At 54.8% G+C, this 1463-nt stretch carries 2 protein-coding genes; both read right to left on the minus strand.

Annotated elements, in window-relative coordinates:
• Positions 1 to 92: 92 nt before the first annotated feature.
• Positions 93 to 1040 (minus strand): alpha/beta hydrolase, encoded by a 948-nt coding sequence (locus Q0176_RS02685; protein WP_299299002.1) that lies wholly within the window; start codon positions 1038 to 1040, stop codon positions 93 to 95.
• Positions 1041 to 1145: 105 nt separating this feature from the next.
• Positions 1146 to 1463: DegT/DnrJ/EryC1/StrS family aminotransferase (locus tag Q0176_RS02690; protein WP_299299005.1), on the minus strand; the 318-nt coding region annotated here is incomplete at its 5' end.

The following is a 1463-nucleotide window of genomic DNA, read 5'->3' on the forward strand; positions in this document are numbered from 1 at the left end:
GAGGAGCCCCGGTGATGAACCGGGGCTCCTCGCTCGTTATTTATCCATCCTCCGGCGCTGTCTTTCCGCCTCGGAGAATAGAGAATGCGGCCTCAGTCTTTCAGGAAGTCCAGAACCTTTTCGCGGAAGACCTTGTAATAGGGTTTCTCCATCATCATCGCGTGGGCTCCGCCCTCGATGATCTCCAGGCGCGAGCCCTTGTTCCGAAGGGTGTCAAAAGCCTCCTTGCAGAGCTCGGGCGAGACATAGTCGTCCTTGGACCCCGAGATGAGGAGCACGGGAGCCTTGATGTCCGCCGTGGGGATCAGGCGCTTGTCCGGGGCGACCAGAAGATCCCTGCGTCCGCCATTGGGACTGCTGTCTTTGTCGTAGCGCCAACAGTTCGAGAGAAACGTGTCGGCGACAGCCGCCTCGACGATGTCGTAGTCGATGGTCTTGTCCTCCTTGACCTGGAAATCCCCGGCCGCATGATCCCAGCTGTTCTCGTGAAAGGGCGAGGTAACATCCATGGCCGCAAGTCCGGCCACGATGGGCGCGTAGAGCACCAGCTTCTTCACCATCTCGGGGTACTTCGCGGCAAAACGGCCGCTCGTGACGGTGCCCCAACTCCAGCCGAGAACGTCCATGCTCTTTTTGCCGCTTCTTTCGAGGATGAGCCTGACGGCGGCGGCGATATCCTCCGCGGCGTAGTCGGAGTTCGGCTTGAAGCCATCCTCTACTGTCTGGGAGCTCCCATAGCCTGCTATATCGAGCAGCCACACCACATACCCGTTCTGAGCGAAGAAGCGGGCGAAGCTATAATCCCCATAGTTCACGTCGAACTCGTGCGAGGAGTATGTCAGGCCGTGCACCATGAGGAGCGGTTCTTTCTCCCCGCCGCCCTCGGCCTTGAGATATTCCAGATGCAGCTTGACCCCGTCGCGTTCGAGGGGGACGATCTCCCGCGTGACGCCCGATGCCGACGCCGGATGCGAGAGGGCGCATAGGACGATCGAAACGCTCAAAAACACGAAAATGCCTAAGAATGCCTGTCGGTTCATTCAAGATTCCTCCTCTATGATTGTGGTAAAAATGAAACGCGTTGATATGGGCAACGGCGAGAATACATTCCCCGGACGTCGCATCCCCTGTCGAAAGAGGCCTTGTCAAAAAATGCAGCGTCCGGCTTTTTTGTGGATTGCAGCCTCTATTTTCTCAGGATCAATATTTCCCGTAGACAAATCCACATCCACAAACACAGGCTTAATACCATTCCACCATAGAGCATGAGTTGTTGCCACAAAGCTATAAGGCGTCGTTATAACTTCGCCTGTAATCCGCAATGCCTGGAGAGCAGTTAGCAATGGTAAAGTTCCATTCGTGAACAAGCTAACGTATGGGACTTTCAGATATTCAGCTAAAGCAACTTCTAATTTCTGATGAAACTGTCCATTATTTGTTATCCACTTACTTTCCCAGATTTC

The organism is uncultured Fretibacterium sp., assembly GCF_938040765.1.
In the GTDB taxonomy this organism is placed as follows: Bacteria; Synergistota; Synergistia; order Synergistales; family Aminobacteriaceae; genus CAJPSE01.

Excerpts from the sequence above, each read along its gene's own strand:
- Q0176_RS02685 (WP_299299002.1), bottom strand. The coding sequence starts at position 1,040 with ATGAACCGACAGGCATTCTTAGGCATTTTCGTGTTTTTGAGCGTTTCG.